Origin of the sequence: Bradyrhizobium stylosanthis (assembly GCF_001641335.1) — a bacterium.
Lineage (GTDB): Bacteria > Pseudomonadota > Alphaproteobacteria > Rhizobiales > Xanthobacteraceae > Bradyrhizobium > Bradyrhizobium stylosanthis.
Map to the genome: position 1 here is coordinate 1,110,421 of NZ_LVEM01000001.1, position 16,226 is coordinate 1,126,646.

Sequence of the window (16,226 nt, forward strand, 5' to 3'; positions counted from 1 at the left end):
GTAGATTGCCGCGCAAACCGCCTCTAGCGGCAACATCTGTGGATCAGTCGATGCAAAAGCAGCGTTCGGTCGCCCGTATCCTCGGGGCGGTGGTTGGGTCTCTCGGTCTCGTCCTCGTCGTCATCTCGGCCTACGCGCTGAAGCTCGCGGTCACGCGCTACGCGGACAGCAACCGCATCGTCGCACTCACGATCGCCAGCCGCGACCTCACCAACACGCTGGTGATCTTTCGCCTGGAGCGCGGTGACACGCTCAGCTATCTGGCATCGGCCGCGCCCGCGCCCGAGAGCGTCATGAACAGCCTCGCCGGACAGCGCGCCACCGTGCAGAAGAACTACGCGCAGGCCTTGCAGAGCCTCGCTGCGGTCGAAGCCCCCGGTCTTGCCGAAAAGCTCGACAAGCTCCGCGGCATCTGGGCCCAGCTCGAGGAGCTGCGGCCACGTTCGGTGACGGCTCTGAAGCAGGAGAAGGGCGCGCGCGAAGCCAGCCTGACGCCAAGCTGGGCCAAGGTCAGCGACGCCTATATGGACGCGATCGGCGACGTCACTGCCCATGTCGACGGCGCGATGACGCTGATCGACCCCGTGGTCGATCGTCTGCTGATTGCCAAGCAGGCCTCCTGGCAGGCCCGCGCCAATGCCGGCCAGACCATCCTGGTCCAGTTCTCCTCGATCCTCGCCAACAAGACTTGGACGCCTGCGGACGGCGTCACCTTCGCCGACCTCCGCGGCCGCATCCAGCAGTCCTGGCTCGTGGTGCGCGACCTCAGCCCGAATGTGGCTTCGCCCGAGCTGCTCCAGGCGATCCGCAACGCGGAGCCGGAAATCTCCGGCGCGCTCAGCGACGAGCGCAACGCGATCGCCACCAAGCTTCTTGCCGGCGAGCCCGCGGGCGTCGTCGGCATCGAGTACCGCGATCGCCAACTGGTCGGCGCCAACAATGTCGTCATCGTCACGCAGACCGCGCTCGCCGACATGATTGCGCGGGCCGAGGAGGGCGCCTCACGGGCTCGCTTCAGCCTGATCCTGTTCGGCCTGCTCATGCCGGCCTCGCTGGCGCTGACGATCGGCGGTCTGATGCTGATGCGCAACCGCGTCACCCGGCCGCTGACCGCGATCACCGGTGTCATGACGCGTTTTGCCGCACATGATTTCGCCGGCGAAGTGCCCGGCCTCGATCGCAACGACGAGATCGGCCGCATGGCCGCTGCCTTGCAGGTGTTCAAGGATGCGATGATCAACGCCGAGCGCCTGTCGGGCGATCAGGCCGCCGAGCGCGCCGAGAAGGAGAAGCGCGCCTCCGATCTGTCCGGTCTCGTGCGGCAGTTCGAAAGCCGCGTCGGCCAGATGGTGCAGGCGCTGTCGAGCGCTTCGGGCGAGCTGGAGACGACGGCGCGCTCGATGTCGGGTACGGCGAGCGAAGCCCAGACCCAGGCCGGCTCGGCCTCGACCCTCGCCGACCAGGTCGGCAGCGGTGTGCAGACCGTCGCAGCCGCGGCCGAGGAGCTCAACGCCTCCATTCGCGAGATCAACCGCCAGGTCGACCAGGCGACGCGCGCCACCGAACAGGCGGTCGCCACGGTGAAGGAGACCGACACCACCATGCGCGCGCTTGCCGAAGGCGCCGACCGCATCGGCGAAGTGATCGGCCTGATCACCTCGATTGCCGGTCAGACCAACCTTTTGGCACTGAACGCGACCATCGAGGCCGCCCGCGCCGGCGAGTCCGGCAGGGGATTTGCGGTGGTGGCGAGCGAGGTGAAAAATCTCGCCTCGCAAACCGCGAAGGCGACCGAGGAGATCAGCAGCCAGATCACCGAGATCCAGGGCGCGACGCAGAAGGCGGTCGCGGCGATCGACGGCATCGTCAAGACCATCGAGGAGGTCTCAAGCATCAACCGCGTCATCGCTGCCGCCATCGAGGAGCAGAACAAGGCCACTGCCGAGATCGCCAACACCGTGCAGCATACGGCGGAGGCGACCTCGACCGTGACGCGCAACATCGCCAGCGTCTCGTCGGCGGCGAGCGAGACCGGGCGTGCGGCCTCCGGTGTGCTGAAGGCGGCCGGCAATCTGTCGAGCCAGTCGACCTCGCTGACCTCGGAAGTCGATGGATTCATCAGCCAGGTGAGGGCGGTGGCGTAGCGCTGCCGGACAGACCGGCCGGCTTCGGAAGGCCGTCGCGGCGTCAGGCTGCGGCGGCCTTCGTCGTTTCGCGTCACCGTGTCACGCGCGCTTCGGTATGCATGGCACGCGAATTGCTTCGATTTTGGGCAAATCGAGGTGTGAGACCGTGGACGCCCAGACCAGCCGTTCCGCCAGCGCAGCCAGCACGCCCCGCCCGACCGGATATCCTACCAGGCCACCGCTGCGGCGTTTCCTGACGGATTGCCACGAGGAATTCCGCACCAACAATTCCGGCGAGCTCGCCGACTACATCCCCGAGTTGAAGCGCGCCAATCCCGATCATTTCGGTATCGCGCTCGTCACCATCGACGGTCACGTTTACGAGGTCGGCGACAGCGACGTCCCGTTCACGATCCAGTCGGTGTCGAAGGCTTTCGTGTTCGCGCTGGCGCTGGAGATGGTCGGCGAGGCGCGGGTCGCGGCCACCATCGGCGTCGAGCCGAGCGGCGAGGCGTTCAATTCGATCCGCCTCACCAACGACAACCGTCCTTTCAATCCCATGGTCAATGCCGGCGCGATCGCCTGCTCGGGCCTGATCTACGAGGTGGAGGGGAAGGGGGCCTTCGAGCGAGTCCGCTCAAAGCTCAGCCAGTTCGCCGGCCGCGAGCTCGGCGTGGACGAGGCCGTGCACGCCTCGGAGACCGCGACCGGCAACCGCAACCGCGCGATCGCCTGGCTGCTGCGGAATTACGCGGTGCTGCCTGACGACGTCGACGCGGTGCTCGATGTCTATTTCCGCCAATGCGCGATCCTGGTTACCGCCCGCGATCTCGCGGTGATGGCGGCAACGCTCGCCAATCGCGGCATCAATCCGGTCACGGGCGTTCAGGTGATCACGCCGCACATCGTCGCGCGCACGCTGTCGGTGATGACGAGTTCGGGCATGTACGACTATGCCGGCGAGTGGACCTATCGCGTCGGCATCCCCGCCAAGAGCGGCGTCGGCGGCGGCATCGTCGCGGCGCTGCCTTCGCAGCTCGGGCTCGGCACCTTCTCGCCGCTGCTCGACAACCATTTCAACAGCGTGCGCGGCCTCAAGGTCTGCGAGGCGCTGTCGGCGCGGTTCGACCTGCACATGCTCAACCGCAACGCGGACGTACGCACCAGCATCATGGCGGATTACGACGTCTACGGCATCTCCTCGCGACGCAGCCGCCAGCCGCACGAGCAGCAGATCCTCGACGAGCGCCACAGCGACATCCGTGTGCTCGAGCTGGTCGGTGCGATGAATTTCGGAACCATCGACTACGTCACGCGAAGGCTCACCACCGAGCCGCCGAACGCACCGCTCCTGATCATCGATTTCCGCCGTGTCCCCGACATCACCGCCGCCGGCGCGGAGCTGCTCGGCGAGACGCTGACCGCCCTCGGCCATGCCGGCGTCACCGCCATCTTGTCCGGTTTCGAGGAGGCCTCGGCGGTGTGGAGCGCGATCGCCGCGCGCACGACCGAGCCGCGACGGCTGCGCCGCTTCGCGCTGCTCGACGATGCCATCGAATGGGCCGAGGATCAGGTGATCTACCGGTTCGGCGGCTTCACCGACATCAAGGAGAATGCGCATCTCGGCGAGCAGGCACTGCTTGCCGAGCTCGACGCGGAGGAGATTGCCGCGATCGTCAAGCTCTCGACCACGCGGCACTACGCGGCCGGCCAGCGCATCATCGCCGCCGGCGAGCCCGCCAATTCGCTGTTCTTTCTCCAGAGCGGGATGGTCAGCGTGAAGCTGCGCAGCGGCGTGCGGCTGGCCTCGCTCGGCCCCGGCATGGAATTCGGCGAGATGGCGATCCTGGAGCAAAGCCGCAGCGCCGACGTTCTCGCCGATACGCCGGTCACCTGCCTCGAACTGCCGCTCGACAGCTTTGCCGACTACCGCCGCCTGCATCCCGAGACGTCGCTGAAGATCATGCGCAACCTCGCCGCGATCCTGGCGCGGCGGCTGGTCGCGGCGAATGCCAAGGTCGATCTGCTCAGCGCGTACTAGCCCTTGGACTCGCAAGCTTGTTGGGCAGATCGCGCGTCACTCGGACGCCGGTAAGGATACTTTTGCACCTACTCAATCAGACAGCTGGCCGCCCCGATGAAGCGAGCCCTACAATCCCGGTGATCGCGCCGCCCAAGCCTTGGTGCCTTGGCAGCTTTCCATCGCTCGGGCATAGGCAGGGCGTGCCGTCGTGCGAGCGAGATAATCCCGCTCGGTAGATCCGGGGACGTAGTTGCCAGTTCGCAGGCCGAGCAGGAGCGCGTAGCTCACCGAGATATCGGCAGCGGTGAATCGATCGCCGGCGAGATAGGGGCAATCGGTGAGGCGGCGGATAACCAACCCCAGCCGACTCTCGAAAGTCTCGTGTGCCCAACAGGTAACCCGGGCATTTCGCTCGGCTTCGGGCGCCAGTTGGCGACCGACAAGGACGGCGTTCATCGGCCCGGCGAGCCCGGCCTCGCCCAAGTGGAGAAATTGCAGATAGGAGGCGAAGGCGGGATCGCCCGGGGCGACGGCAAGCGAACCTGAGCCGTAGCGGGCGAGCAGGTATTCAAGGATCGCGATCGATTCGACCATGATCGTCTCGCCGTCCTGCAGCGCGGGAATGAAGCCTGCGGGGTTGATCGCGAGGAAATCGCCATCATTCTCGACTGCGAACAGATCGACCGGGCGCAGCCGATAAGCCAACCCTAGTTCCTCAAGCAGCCAGACAACACGGAAGCCACGACCTTCGCCATAGACAGTGAGCATCGTTAAGCGCTCCTAGACTGGGCTGGACATACTACCGGCGAACGCGAACATCGATCGGCTATGGGGGCCAGAAATTCGTCGCGCTGGGTCCCGGCTCTGCGGAGCAGCGTTGCACGCTGCACCGCGTCCGGGACACGAGCAGGAGTTAGGCTCGCCTTAGTTCGCGCCGGCAGCCGGGATCGGCTCCATGCCGCTTGCGATGATCGCTTCGCGGGCGGCGGGGGACGCCAGGAACTTGATCAGGGCACGGCCTGCCTCGGGCTCCTTCGAAGCGGTCGCGATTCCCGCCGAGAAGATCGTGATCTTCTGCAATTCGTTCGGCAGGGGACCCACGATGTCGATACCCTTCACCGGCTTCAACTCGCTGATCTGCTGGAAGCCGAGCTCGGCCTCGCCATGCGCGACGATCTCGCCGACCGGCGTTGCCGGAATCTTGCGTGCCTTGTCCTTCATGGCCTCGGTGATGCCGAGCTTGTCGAACATCTCGGTCGAGACGTAGACGCCGCTGGCGCTGTCGGAATAGGCGATCGTCTTCGCTGCCAGCAGCGCGCGCTTCACCGCATCCACCGAACTGATGTCCGGCTTCGGCGCGCCCGATTTCACGGCGACGCCGATCGGCGACTTTGTCAGGTCGACCTGGCTGCCGGCGACGACCTTGCCCTTGCTCGCGAGGTCGTTGAGGGCATAGCCCACCATGATCAGGACGTCGGCGGGCTCGCCGCGCTCGAGCCTCACCGGGATCGCATTCGCGGTCGTTCCCATCGACGGGCCATATTCCGTCAGCACCTTGTTGCCGGTCGCCTTCTCGAATTCCGGTACAAGCGCCTTGTAGGCCGCCGTCAGGCCCCCGGAGATCATGACCCGGACCTCGGCAGCGTCGGCCGCGCCGGTGAACCAGAGGGCGCCCACAAGACCGAGAGCAAGGTTACGGAAAGTCGCTGACGTCGATTTCATTGTTCTTGTTCTCCTTGTGACTAGCCTCGCCCGCGATAGGGCGCGACGCCTTGCTCCGGCACCCAGAGTCCCTTCGGCACGCGGCCGGTCTGCCAGAATACGTCGATCGGGATGCCGCCGCGCGGATACCAGTAGCCGCCGATGCGCAGCCATTTCGGCTTGATCTCCGAGGCAATGCGCTTGCCGATCATGACCGTGCAGTCCTCGTGGAAGGCGCCGTGATTGCGGAAGCTCGCGATGTAGAGTTTCAGCGACTTCGACTCCAGCAGCCATTGGCCGGGCGCGTAGTCGATCATCAGATGCGCGAAATCGGGCTGGCCCGTGACCGGGCAGAGCGAGGTGAATTCCGGCACGGTGAAACGGACCAGATAATCGGTGCCTGCTTGTGGATTGGGCACGCGGTCGAGCCTGGCCTTTTCGGGTGCATCCGGCCATTCCACGGCGCGGCCGAGCTGCAAAGACGCTGACTTGGCTGGTGAGTTGTTCGATTTGCTGGGCTTTTTCGACATCGGTCCGCCTCCGTGGCGCCCTCTTAGCCAATCATGCGGGGAACGTCACCCGGCCTTTTCCGCTTCGATGCATTGCGGTAGAAGCACCGCCAACTGCCCCCTTTGTTTCCCGAAAAGAGGCCCCCCATGACCGCCATCATCGACATCATCGGACGCGAAATCCTCGACAGCCGCGGCAATCCCACCGTCGAGGTCGACGTCGTGCTGGAAGATGGTGCGCTCGGCCGCGCCGCAGTGCCGTCCGGCGCCTCGACCGGGGCCCATGAGGCCGTGGAACTGCGCGACGGCGACAAGGCCCGCTATCTCGGCAAGGGCGTCACCAAGGCGGTCGGCGCCGTCAACGGCGAGATCTTCGAGTCCCTGAGCGGCCTCGATGTCGAGCAGCAGGCCCAGATCGACCAGATCATGATCGATCTCGACGGCACGCCGAACAAGAGCCGCCTCGGCGCCAACGCCATCCTCGGCGTCTCGCTGGCCTGCGCCAAGGCCGCCGCCAACTCGCTCGACATGCCGCTCTACCGCTATGTCGGCGGCACCTCCGCGCGCCTGCTGCCGGTGCCGATGATGAACATCATCAATGGCGGCGTGCATGCGGACAACCCGATCGACTTCCAGGAGTTCATGATCCTGCCCGTCGGCGCGTCCTCCTTCGCCGAAGGCCTGCGCTACGGCGCCGAGGTCTTCCACACGCTGAAGTCGGAGCTGAAGAAGGCCGGCCACAACACCAATGTCGGCGACGAGGGCGGCTTCGCCCCGAACCTGCCGTCGGCGGACGCCGCGCTCGAATTCGTCATGAACGCGATCGGCAAGGCCGGCTTCAAGGCGGGCTCCGACATCGTGCTCGGCCTCGATTGCGCCTCGACCGAGTTCTTCAAGGGCGGCAAGTACGTCTATGAAGGCGAGGGGAAGACCCGCTCGATCTCCGAGCAGGCCAAGTATCTCGCCGACCTCGTCGCGCGCTATCCGATCGTGACCATCGAGGACGGCATGTCGGAAGACGACATGGACGGCTGGAAGGAGCTGACCGACCTCATCGGCAAGAAGTGCCAGCTCGTCGGCGACGATCTGTTCGTCACCAACGTCAAGCGCCTCGCCGAAGGCATCAAGACCGGCCGCGCCAACTCGATCCTGATCAAGGTCAACCAGATCGGCACGCTGACCGAGACCCTTGCCGCCGTCGAGATGGCGCACAAGGCCGGCTACACCTCCGTCATGTCGCACCGCTCCGGCGAGACCGAGGATTCCACCATCGCCGACCTCGCGGTCGCCACGAACTGCGGTCAGATCAAGACCGGCTCCCTTGCGCGTTCGGATCGCACCGCCAAATACAATCAGCTCCTGCGCATCGAGCAGCAACTCGGCAAGCAGGCGCTCTATGGCGGCAAGGCGGCACTGAAGGCGCTGGCATAAGCCGGCGCCTCGACAAACACAGGGGAGGATCGACATGAGCGACGGCAACACCGGCCTGCAACTGCGTTCGCTGATCAAGAAGAGCGGCGAGCTGGAGATCTCGCTCGTCGACGTGCCGACCCCCGAGCCCGCCGCGGACGAGGTCGTCGTCCGCGTCGAGGCGGCGCCGATCAACCCGTCCGACCTCGGACTGCTTGTCGGCGCGGCCGACATGAGCACGGCCAGGGCGTCCGGCACGAAAGCGGCGCCAATCATCACGGCGACCGTGCCGCAAGGCGCGATGCGTGCGATGGGCGCCCGGCTCGACCAGTCCCTGCCGGTCGGCAATGAAGGCGCCGGTGTTGTCGTCAAAACCGGCTCGTCGGATGCCGCGAAGGCGCTGATGGGCAAGACGGTCGCGATGATCGGCGGCGCCATGTATTCGCAGTACCGGACCATGAAGGTCAGGGATTGCCAGCCGCTGCCCGAGGGCACCACGGCGGCGGAGGGCGCATCCTGGTTCGTGAATCCGCTCACCGCGCTCGGCATGACCGAGACCATGCGGCGCGAAGGGCACAAGGCCCTGGTGCACACCGCGGCCGCCTCCAATCTCGGCCAGATGCTCAACAAGATCTGCCTCGCCGACGGCATCCCGCTGGTCAACATCGTGCGCAGCAAGGAGCAGGCGGAGATCCTGAAGAAGATCGGCGCCAAACACGTCGTCGATTCCAGCGTGCCGAGCTTCCTCGACGATCTCACCAATGCGCTGGTCGAGACTGGCGCCACGATCGCCTTCGACGCCATCGGCGGCGGCAAGCTTGCCGGCGACATCCTCAATTGCATGGAAGTCGCGATCAACAAGACCGCCAAGGAATACAGCCGTTACGGCTCCAGCGTGCACAAGCAGGTCTATGTCTACGGCGCGCTCGACGTCCGTCCGATCGAGCTGCCGCGCGGCTTCGGCATGGCCTGGGGCGTCGGCGGCTGGCTCCTGACCCCGTTCCTCCAGAAGATCGGGCCCGCCGATATCGGACGGCTGCGCCAGCGCGTGGTGAGCGAGCTGAAGACCACCTTCGCCAGCCACTACACCAAGGTGGTGTCGCTGTCCGAGGCACTCGATCCCGCCAACGTCGCGGTCTACGCCAAACGCGCCACCGGCGAAAAATTCCTCATCAACCCAAATAAATAATCGTGATGTGCTGCGGCACGTCACCGAAAGAAGGTCTTGCCTTCTGAGCGAAGCGGGAGATTATTCCGCCGCCTTTGAAAGCGGAAAAACCGCAAGGCGCTCAGAAGGGGACCTCTCCATGACTGATCTCAATCGTCGTCATCTGCTCGCAGGCGCCGCCGCCATCGGCGCGGCTGCCGCCACCGGGCTTCGCCCGACCATCGCCAATGCCGCAGTGCCGCAAGCCGGCACGCAGGCGCCGGGCTTCTATCGCTACAAGGTCGGCAGCCTCGAATGCACCTCGATCAATGACGGTGCGCGCACCTTCCCGATGCCCGACAAATTCGTCGTCAACGCGCCGAAGGAAGAGGCCGCAGCCGCCGGCGAGGCGGCCTACATGCCCAAGGGCATGGTCACGGTGCCGTTCAACCCGCAGCTCATCAACACCGGCTCCAAGCTGGTGCTGATCGACACCGGCAACGGCGTCGCCAATCTCGAGCCCAGCAAGGGCGCGGTCGGCCGCACGTTGCAGAACCTCCAGGCTGCCGGCGTCGACCCGAAGAGCATCGACATCGTGCTGCTGTCGCATCTGCACCCCGACCACACCAACGGCATCCGCCTCGCCGACGGCGCGCTCGCGTTCCCGAACGCGGAGATCATGGTGCCGGGCAAGGACTGGGAGTTCTGGACCAGCGAGGACAACACGGCGAAGGCCGAGTCCAACCCGATGATGAAGAACTACTTCGCCAACGTGAAGAAGACCTTCGCGGGCCTGGAGTCCAAGGTCACGAAATACGAGTGGGGCAAGGAGGTCGCGCCCGGCATCACCTCGATCGCGACGCCGGGCCACACGCCGGGCCACACCTCGTTTGCGGTCGCCTCGGGCGATGCGAAGGTGCTGATCCAGTCCGACGTCACCAACATTCCGGAATTCTTCCTGCGCAATCCGGACTGGCACGTGATGTTCGACGCCGACGCCGCCATGGCGCAGGCGACGCGCCACAAGTTCTACGACATGGCGGCGGCCGAGAAGGCCACCGTGATCGGCTTCCACTTCACCTTCCCCTCGGTCGGTCACGTCGAGAAGGACGGTGCCAAGTACCGCCTGATCCCGTCGGCGTGGAATCCGACGATCTGATCCGAACCACGAAGTTGCGCGAAACGTCAGGCCGCCTCTTGGCGGCCTGATTGTTTTGGAGCGGAACTGCCTGTTCGAACAAAATGTCGAAAACAACCCCATGCACAGTAGAAATCGCGAGTGATTTCAGTGCTTCGCTAAAACCGAATGGAAATTTGCGCCGTCGGGCAAAACAGGGCTAGTCTGCAAGGGTGGACAGGCGCGGCGGTTAGCGGTTTTCGAGGCCCGGAGGGAGCCGACGGGCCGGCGCAAGGCGCCCGCCGATGACAGGCTCCGCGCACTCCGGGGCCACTGCATCCGGCTCGATCGGTCCCGGATTACGCTTTGCTCCATCCGGGCTACGCTGGGCCTCAATGACCACTTTCGCGAAACTCAGCGTTTCCAAATCGCGCCGGTTCATGCACTTGCATCCATCGCGGCAGATCGATTAAGTGCCGCCCGGCACTCCCGCTCTAGCCCTCGAGGACATTCCATGGCCTACAACATCGTCGTTATCGCCGGCAGCCTGCGCAAGGACAGCTTTTCGCTGAAGATCGCCAACGCGCTCACCAAGCTCGCGCCGGCCTCGCTCAAGCTCGAGGTCGTCACGCCGGCGGGCATCTCCTTCTTCAACCAGGACCTCGAGGGCGCGCCGCCCGCCGACTGGCTGGCGTTCCGCGACAAGCTGCAGAAGTCCGACGGCGTCATCTTCGTGACCCCCGAATACAACCGCGCCATCCCGGGCGTGCTGAAGAACGCCATCGACGTCGCCTCGCGCCCCTATGGCAAGAGCTCGTTCAACGGCAAGCCGGTCGGCATCGTCTCGAACTCGCCGGGCCCGCTCGGTGGCGTCAGCGCCGCCAAGACGCTGCAGAACATCCTGCCCGGCATTGCCGGCCCGATCATGCAGCAGCCCGAGATCTACCTGAACGCCGTCGGCGACGCCTTCGATGCCGAGGGCAACCTCGCCAAGGACTCGCTGAAGGGCGTGCTGCAGGCCTACATCGACGCCTTCGCCGCGCACGTGGCCAAGCACCACGGCTGATCTCTAACTCTCGCCGTCATGGCCGGGCTTGTCCCGGCCATCCACGCTCTAGCTTGCGGCGACGAAGAACGTGGATGCCCGGGACAAGCCCGGGCATGACGACTGGCAGCGGGCGAGTTAGCACTCCCTTAACCAAGCTGCCCCATCTTCCCAAGATGGTCTCCCGCGCGCGCCTGAAATCCATCCTGACCGGTCTTGCCCTCTACGCGATGGCGGCCGCCATCGTCGGCTATTTCGGCGTCAACGCCTATACCGGCAAGTACGGCCTCAACGCCCGCCAGGAACTCGACCAGGAGATCATCTCGTTGACGAGCGAGCTGGCGCAGCTCAAGCGCGAGCGCGCCAAGAGCGAGCAGCGGGTCTCGCTGCTGCGCTCCCAGAGGATCGACCCCGACATGCTGGACGAGCGGGCGCGCTTCCAGCTCGACTACGTCAATCCGCACGATCTCGTCCGGATGATCCCCCAGAACTAGCGCCTTCGCGGGCCGTCCTCTCGCACACCGAAAGTCGCAGGACCGCTACCTTGACGGAGCGGAGGGGGTGGGGGCATGGCTGTTGCGGTGCGCGGCCCCGAGCTTGACGGAGATCAATCCGGCCGCGCCGGCACGCCCTAGATTGCCACCCGGAGGAAACGGTGATGAATGGGTCAATGCCCCGGCATCACGCGGCCCGTGTCGAGGCCGCCATCGCATCAGGCCAGGCGGCTCGGTCCGCGCTCGTGGCCTCCTGGCGCCGTTCCTCCCGATTGCATCATCTCGACCCCTCCGGCCGCGGCCTGCCGCAGCGGCTGACGGAGGTGGAACTCCGCACGGCGCGCGAGCGCATCGCGCCGCTGCTGGCCGCCGCGCAGGGCGCCATGGACCGGCTCTATCAGGCCGTCGGTGCTGCCGGCTGCTGTGTGCTGCTGGCCGACGGCGAGGGGGTTCCCGTCGATCGCCGCGGTACGCCGGCGGACGATGCGACGTTCGAGTCCTGGGGCCTGTGGACCGGCGCGCTCTGGAGCGAGGAGCATGAAGGCACCAACGGCATCGGAACCTGCGTCGTCGAGCAGCGGCCGCTGACGATCGACCGCGACCAGCACTTCTTCACGCGCAACACGCTTCTGAGCTGCACCGCCGTTCCGATCTACGATCACGAGGCGGCCTTCGCCGGCGTGCTCGACGTTTCCTCCTGCCGCGCCGACCGCACCGATGCGTTTTCCAGTCTGATCGCGCTGGCGGCGGGGGAGGCGGCCAAACGTATCGAGGCCGATCTGTTCCGCCGCGCCTTCGCCCATGCCCGCATTGTGCTGACGCCGGGCTCGGACGGTCAGTCCATCGGCCTCGTCGCGGTCGATGCGGACGATCTCGTGATCGGCGCGACCCGCACCGCACGGGCGGGACTTGGGATCGCGCCCGGCCGTCCTTTGCAACCGGTGCCCGCGGCCGACCTGCTCGGCGGCGAACCCGCGCATGACCACCTTGCCGGCGGCCAGCGCGCGGTGCTGCAGCGGGCGCTGCTCCGCGCCGGCGGCAATGTGTCGGCCGCCGCCAAGGCCCTCGGCGTCAGCCGCGCCACGCTGCACAGGAAGCTGAAGCGGTTCGAGATCAAGCACTGAGTTCTATCCCCTCATGGTGAGGAGACCGCGCAGCGGTCGTCTCGAACAATGCAGGCCCCGCAGTGCCCGCAACCATCCTTCGAGACGCGCGCAAGGGCGCGCTCCTCAGGATGAGGACCGAGAACGTGGATGCGGCCGCATCACCTGTCGCAGAACTGCGACAGGTCCGCTCCGCCATCGCTCCCGCCCGGGCTGACAGAAAACACCTTCCGCGAGATCGTCAGCGCAAGTCGTGAACACACGGCGGATCGCGCAAACAGCAACATCGGGAGTGAGCAATGAACAAGGTGGAATTCCTCGGCGTCACCCAAAACCCCTTCGCCGAACGCTACGACAATTTCATCGGCGGCAAGTTTGTCGCGCCGAAGTCCGGCAAGTATTTCGACAACGCCTCGCCGGTGAACGGCCAGATCGTCTGCAAGATCGCGCGCTCCGACGCGCAGGACGTCGAAGCCGCCCTCGACGCGGCGCATGCCGCCAAGGGCGCCTGGGGCCGCACCAGCGTTGCCGAGCGCGCCGCGGTCCTCAACAGGATCGCTGATCGCATGGAGGAGAATCTCGAGCGCCTTGCGATCGCGGAGACCTGGGACAACGGTAAGCCGATCCGCGAGACCCGCGCAGCCGACCTGCCGCTCGCCATCGACCATTTCCGTTATTTCGCCGGCGTGGTGCGCGCCCAGGAAGGCTCGATCGGCGAGATCGACGAAGACACCATCGCCTATCATTTCCACGAGCCGCTCGGCGTGGTCGGCCAGATCATTCCCTGGAACTTCCCGCTGCTGATGGCGTGCTGGAAGCTTGCGCCTGCGCTGGCCGCCGGCAATTGCGTCGTGCTCAAGCCCGCCGAGCAGACCCCGGCCTCGATCATGGTCTGGGCCGAGATCGTCGGTGACCTCTTGCCGCCAGGCGTGCTCAACGTCGTCAACGGCTTTGGCCTCGAGGCCGGCAAGCCGCTGGCGTCGAGCCCGCGCATCGCCAAGATCGCTTTCACCGGCGAAACCTCGACGGGCCGGCTGATCATGCAATATGCCAGCCAGAACCTCATCCCGGTCACGCTGGAGCTCGGCGGCAAGTCGCCCAACATCTTCTTCAAGGACGTCACCGCGGAAGACGACGATTTCTTCGACAAGGCGATCGAGGGCTTCGTCATGTTCGCGCTGAACCAGGGCGAGGTCTGCACCTGTCCGAGCCGGGCGCTGGTCCACGCCGACATCTACGACCGCTTCATGGAGCGGGCGCTGAAGCGCGTCGCCGCCATCAAGCAGGGCGATCCGCGCGTGGCCGACACCATGATCGGCGCGCAGGCCTCCAGCGAGCAGCTCGCAAAGATCCTCTCCTATATCGACATCGGCAAGCAGGAGGGGGCGAAGGTGCTGGCCGGCGGCGGACGTGCCGAGCTCGGCGGCGATCTCGCCAGTGGCTTCTACGTCCAGCCGACGGTGTTCGAAGGCCACAACAAGATGCGCATCTTCCAGGAGGAGATTTTCGGCCCCGTGGTCTCGGTCACGACCTTCAAGACCGATGAGGAGGCGCTCGCGATTGCCAACGACACGCTCTATGGCCTGGGCGCCGGGGTCTGGAGCCGCGATGCCAATCGCTGCTACCGCTTCGGCCGGGCGATCCAGGCTGGCCGGGTCTGGACCAACTGCTACCACGCCTATCCCGCGCACGCGGCGTTCGGCGGCTACAAGCAGTCGGGCGTCGGCCGCGAGACCCACAAGATGATGCTCGATCACTACCAGCAGACCAAGAATCTCCTGGTCAGCTACAGCCCGAAGAAGCTCGGCTTCTTCTGATCGAAGATGTGATCGGGCGGACGAGGAAGTCCGCCCGGCCGTCATCCATCTGTCAGAGTCTTGGGACAAGACGGCAGCGCCGCCCGTTCGGGGCCGGCGCTGCTGGCGTTCGAGGCGATGCCAGGCAAAGACGGAGACTTGGCGATGCCGAACACGCGTTCACAACGCGCGATGTATATTGGGGCGATGCTGCTCGGTGCCGCGGTGCTCCCGCTGTCGATGGCTTTCGCGCAGACCGCTGCGGCGCCATCGGGCGCAAAACCCTTCCTGACCGTCGATGGAAAGGCGCCGCTGGTCCTCGGACATCGCGGCCTGCCGGGACTGGTGCCCGAGGAGACCGAGGCCTCCTATGACCTCGCCGCCGCCGTCGGGACCGACGCGCTCGAAGAGGATTTGCACCTGACCAAGGATTGCGTCCTGGTCGTGCGCCACAATCCCTGGCTGAGCGACAACACCAATGTTGCCGAAGTGGCGAAGACCAACGCGTCCGTGGCCGCGCGCAAGCGCACGGTGCCAGGCGTTCGCGTCAAGGCGCCGGCGTCGCCAACCGCGCCTGCCGATTACCTGACGGATCTCACCGATCCCTCGGATCCGAAATCGGTGCTGAAGTCATTGATCGTGGACGGCGAGGACCACACCAACGACTGGTCGATCACCGATTTCACCATGGCCGAGCTGAAGACCCTGATCGGCGGCACCACCTACGACGCCGCAAACGAGCGGCCGAAGGTCTTCAACGGCAAGCTTCCGGTCATCAGCTTCCAGGACGTCATCGACATCGCCAGGGCCAGGAGCAAGGAGACCGGACGGTCCATCCTGGTCTACCCCGAAACCAAGAACCCGACCTGGAACAACGCGCAGGCGATCGCCAATGGCTGCGGCGCCCCCGGTAGCCGCCCGCTCGAGGATGCCCTGATCAAGATCATCGGGGACAGCGGCCTCAACACCACGGATGCTCCCATCCTCGTTCAGAGCTTCGAGCCCGGCAGCCTGAAATATATGCGCAGCCACGGCCTGCAGACGCGGCAGGTCCAGCTGATCGACGGCAACGGCATCGACTTCAAGTCCGGCAAGGTCCTGCTCAACAACATCACGAGCTCGCGTCCGTTCGACTGGACGGTTGCAGGCGATGGGCGCCTCTACGATGCGATGCTGACCCCGGAGGGGCTTGCCGAGATCAAGACCTATGCCGACGGCATCGGTCCTTGGAAGGCCTACATCGTTCCACTCAAGATCGCACCGTGGAAGGACAGCAATGCCGACGGCACGCCCTACAAGGGATCGACGCCGGAGGCGACGACGCAGGAGGCGACCAGCCTCGTCGCCGATGCGCACAAGCTCGGCCTGTTCGTGCACGTCTTCACGTTCCGCAACGAGAAGAAATATCTCGCGGCCGACTATCGCGGCGATCCCAGCCTTGAATATCTCAAATTTTTCCGACTTGGCGTCGACGGGGTCTTCAGCGACTTCACCCATACCGGCGTTGCCGCCCGTGCAGCGTATTTGCGCGAGCTGGGCTGGTAGGCGGCACCGCGATTCGGCCGCGCGCGAAGGCTTGGAGCCGTCGATAAACGTGTCCGAATTTCGTCGCGTCGGCGGCGCACGGCAGCGTCGCTGGCGGGTGAGCTAAAGTTGCCTGATCGAGCCTAAAGGTTTTGCAAAGTTTCGACCACGTTGCAGTGCGGCATAATGAAAGTCGTGCCATGTCGCCGCGGTGCTTTCCAAGGGCGTTTG

The 16,226-nt window shown here is 65.5% G+C and carries 13 protein-coding genes; 10 read left to right on the forward strand and 3 right to left on the reverse strand.

The window, feature by feature from the left end:
* Positions 1-50: 50 nt before the first annotated feature.
* Together A7X65_RS05510 and glsA are read left to right on the forward strand one after the other, a co-directional pair.
* Positions 51-2,144 carry a methyl-accepting chemotaxis protein gene (locus tag A7X65_RS05510; protein ID WP_063683275.1) on the forward strand — a complete coding sequence of 698 codons (2,094 nt, stop codon included), beginning with the start codon at positions 51-53 and terminating at the stop codon, positions 2,142-2,144.
* A gap of 148 nt (positions 2,145-2,292) precedes the next feature.
* On the forward strand, positions 2,293-4,167 hold the full coding sequence (gene glsA, locus A7X65_RS05515) for a glutaminase A (protein ID WP_063683276.1): 1,875 nt from the start codon (positions 2,293-2,295) through the stop codon (positions 4,165-4,167).
* Between the two features lie 108 nt (positions 4,168-4,275).
* Here the strand turns inward: glsA and A7X65_RS05520 are convergent, their stop codons facing one another.
* From A7X65_RS05520 to queF, 3 genes are all read right to left on the reverse strand, one after another.
* Complete coding sequence (locus A7X65_RS05520; RefSeq protein ID WP_063683277.1) at positions 4,276-4,917, reverse strand: glutathione S-transferase family protein; 642 nt, start codon at positions 4,915-4,917, stop codon at positions 4,276-4,278.
* Between the two features lie 156 nt (positions 4,918-5,073).
* Positions 5,074-5,871 carry a substrate-binding domain-containing protein gene (locus A7X65_RS05525; RefSeq protein ID WP_063683278.1) on the reverse strand — a complete coding sequence of 266 codons (798 nt, stop codon included), beginning with the start codon at positions 5,869-5,871 and terminating at the stop codon, positions 5,074-5,076.
* 20 nt (positions 5,872-5,891) lie between these two features.
* Positions 5,892-6,380 (reverse strand): preQ(1) synthase, encoded by a 489-nt coding sequence (gene queF / locus A7X65_RS05530; protein ID WP_063683279.1) that lies wholly within the window; start codon positions 6,378-6,380, stop codon positions 5,892-5,894.
* 126 nt (positions 6,381-6,506) lie between these two features.
* Between queF and eno the strand changes: the two genes are divergently transcribed.
* The 8 genes from eno to A7X65_RS05570 all read left to right on the forward strand — a co-directional run bounded on the left by eno (position 6,507) and on the right by A7X65_RS05570 (position 16,016).
* Positions 6,507-7,790 carry a phosphopyruvate hydratase gene (gene eno / locus A7X65_RS05535; RefSeq protein WP_063683280.1) on the forward strand — a complete coding sequence of 428 codons (1,284 nt, stop codon included), beginning with the start codon at positions 6,507-6,509 and terminating at the stop codon, positions 7,788-7,790.
* A gap of 34 nt (positions 7,791-7,824) precedes the next feature.
* On the forward strand, positions 7,825-8,958 hold the full coding sequence (locus tag A7X65_RS05540) for a zinc-binding dehydrogenase (RefSeq protein WP_063683281.1): 1,134 nt from the start codon (positions 7,825-7,827) through the stop codon (positions 8,956-8,958).
* 118 nt (positions 8,959-9,076) lie between these two features.
* Positions 9,077-10,075 carry an MBL fold metallo-hydrolase gene (locus A7X65_RS05545; protein ID WP_063683282.1) on the forward strand — a complete coding sequence of 333 codons (999 nt, stop codon included), beginning with the start codon at positions 9,077-9,079 and terminating at the stop codon, positions 10,073-10,075.
* Between the two features lie 472 nt (positions 10,076-10,547).
* Positions 10,548-11,099, forward strand: coding sequence for an NADPH-dependent FMN reductase (locus tag A7X65_RS05550; protein ID WP_063683283.1), 552 nt, complete (start codon positions 10,548-10,550; stop codon positions 11,097-11,099).
* A 155-nt stretch (positions 11,100-11,254) separates the two neighbouring features.
* A complete protein-coding gene (locus A7X65_RS05555) occupies positions 11,255-11,572 on the forward strand; it encodes an FtsB family cell division protein (RefSeq protein ID WP_063683284.1) in 318 nt (105 codons plus the stop codon).
* A 164-nt stretch (positions 11,573-11,736) separates the two neighbouring features.
* Positions 11,737-12,696, forward strand: coding sequence for a helix-turn-helix domain-containing protein (locus A7X65_RS05560; protein WP_063683285.1), 960 nt, complete (start codon positions 11,737-11,739; stop codon positions 12,694-12,696).
* A gap of 278 nt (positions 12,697-12,974) precedes the next feature.
* Complete coding sequence (gene adh, locus A7X65_RS05565) at positions 12,975-14,492, forward strand: aldehyde dehydrogenase (RefSeq protein ID WP_063683286.1); 1,518 nt, start codon at positions 12,975-12,977, stop codon at positions 14,490-14,492.
* 144 nt (positions 14,493-14,636) lie between these two features.
* A complete protein-coding gene (locus A7X65_RS05570; protein ID WP_082884904.1) occupies positions 14,637-16,016 on the forward strand; it encodes a glycerophosphodiester phosphodiesterase family protein in 1,380 nt (459 codons plus the stop codon).
* The last annotated feature ends 210 nt before the right edge of the window (positions 16,017-16,226 follow it).

Excerpts from the sequence above, each read along its gene's own strand:
- A7X65_RS05510 (WP_063683275.1), top strand. The coding sequence starts at position 51 with ATGCAAAAGCAGCGTTCGGTCGCCCGTATCCTCGGGGCGGTGGTTGGG.
- A7X65_RS05520 (WP_063683277.1), bottom strand. The coding sequence starts at position 4,917 with ATGCTCACTGTCTATGGCGAAGGTCGTGGCTTCCGTGTTGTCTGGCTG.
- A7X65_RS05525 (WP_063683278.1), bottom strand. The coding sequence starts at position 5,871 with ATGAAATCGACGTCAGCGACTTTCCGTAACCTTGCTCTCGGTCTTGTG.
- queF (WP_063683279.1), bottom strand. The coding sequence starts at position 6,380 with ATGTCGAAAAAGCCCAGCAAATCGAACAACTCACCAGCCAAGTCAGCG.
- eno (WP_063683280.1), top strand. The coding sequence starts at position 6,507 with ATGACCGCCATCATCGACATCATCGGACGCGAAATCCTCGACAGCCGC.
- A7X65_RS05540 (WP_063683281.1), top strand. The coding sequence starts at position 7,825 with ATGAGCGACGGCAACACCGGCCTGCAACTGCGTTCGCTGATCAAGAAG.
- A7X65_RS05545 (WP_063683282.1), top strand. The coding sequence starts at position 9,077 with ATGACTGATCTCAATCGTCGTCATCTGCTCGCAGGCGCCGCCGCCATC.
- A7X65_RS05550 (WP_063683283.1), top strand. The coding sequence starts at position 10,548 with ATGGCCTACAACATCGTCGTTATCGCCGGCAGCCTGCGCAAGGACAGC.
- A7X65_RS05555 (WP_063683284.1), top strand. The coding sequence starts at position 11,255 with ATGGTCTCCCGCGCGCGCCTGAAATCCATCCTGACCGGTCTTGCCCTC.
- A7X65_RS05560 (WP_063683285.1), top strand. The coding sequence starts at position 11,737 with ATGAATGGGTCAATGCCCCGGCATCACGCGGCCCGTGTCGAGGCCGCC.
- adh (WP_063683286.1), top strand. The coding sequence starts at position 12,975 with ATGAACAAGGTGGAATTCCTCGGCGTCACCCAAAACCCCTTCGCCGAA.
- A7X65_RS05570 (WP_082884904.1), top strand. The coding sequence starts at position 14,637 with ATGCCGAACACGCGTTCACAACGCGCGATGTATATTGGGGCGATGCTG.